The following is a 1,319-nucleotide window of genomic DNA, read 5'->3' as shown; positions in this document are numbered from 1 at the left end:
ACAGCTGGAGCGGTGCGAGCGTGGCGGGCGTGCCGGGCTTTACCTTGCCGGCGGACTGGAGCGGGGTAGTGAATGGCAATGTAGCGGGGACCACGGACGAGGGCGGTGCTGCCAATCAGGACTTCACTGTGACGGTCACGGCGACCAATGATGCCCCCATGCTGACCGTCTCGGATCTGCGTATCTCTGAAGAGGGGCTGCTTGGGGCCAATCCGGATAATTCACCCAATCCGGGCGATACCACTGACAGCACATCAGCCAATGCCACGGCAGGTGTGACGGACATCGACAGCAGTGCCTTTACCTTTACTCTCTCATCACCATCCAGCTTGAGCTCCGGGGGGCAGCCTGTTGTGTGGAGCGGTATCGGCTCTGCGATCCTGGTTGGCTCTGTGGGTGGGAACCCGGTCATACAGGTATCTGTGGATCCGACGGGCAAATACACGGTCGACCTGCTGGGCCCCATCGATCATGAGTTTGGAGACAATCAGGAAGGGCTGGAGACATTTACGTTCAACCTGTCGGTCAGCGACGGTGATTTGAGTGATACCAAACAGGTCACTGTTGTCATTGAAGACGATGAGCCCGTGCAGCCTGTCGATCTTAATACCCGTGTCGAGGAGTTTTCGAATCCAGGCACCAATCTGATGATCATTTTGGATACATCAGGCAGCATGGATTACGCCTCAGGAGTGGCTGGATTTGCTACTCGAATGGCCATTGCCAAGGCATCCATTTTGCAGCTCATTGGTGATTATGACGATGTAGGGGACGTAATGGTGCGTCTGGTTGGTTTTGCCAGCTCGGCAACCACTAACTTCCTGGGATCTGGCGATGTCTGGCTGACAGCCACTCAGGCTTTGAATGTCATCAATGGTATTACCGACTACTTGGGCAACGGTGGGACTGACTATGACGATGCTCTGATCAAGGCTATGTCAGCTTACGACTCGGCAGGAAAAATCATCGGTGGTCAGAGTGTGCTGTATTTCCTCTCCGATGGCCAACCAACCGAAAGTACCAATTGGCCTGATGTAAGTGGTACGGGAAGTTCAGGCATCAATACGGCGGAACAAGCCGCTTGGGAGGCCTTCCTCAATAGCAACGATATCAATGCTTATGCTCTGGGCATGGGGACGGGGGCAACGGCTGGTGCGCTGGCGCCGATAGCTTACAACGGAAGCACTGGCCAACGAGCTATTGTCAAATCTGGTGTATGGCGTCGGTCAGGCGGCACTCCTGTCTGACTCCTCCAGCACCTTTACTCCGTCCTTGAATTTCACGTTGTTCGCTACCAACGTCAGCAGCGCAAATCCCTT

1 protein-coding gene is annotated in these 1,319 nt (G+C 55.0%); it reads left to right on the top strand.

Going from position 1 to position 1,319, the window contains the following annotated elements; translation table 11 throughout:
• Window positions 1–1,247 (top strand): VWA domain-containing protein (locus GWQ22_RS21375; RefSeq protein WP_275931614.1); only part of this gene is annotated, 1,247 nt, incomplete at its 5' end.
• Window positions 1,248–1,319: the final 72 nt, after the last annotated feature.

This window comes from Aeromonas sp. 1HA1 (genome assembly GCF_029237385.1).
Classification (GTDB): domain Bacteria; phylum Pseudomonadota; class Gammaproteobacteria; order Enterobacterales; family Aeromonadaceae; genus Aeromonas; species Aeromonas popoffii.
This window is presented reverse-complemented; position numbering and strand designations above follow the sequence as displayed.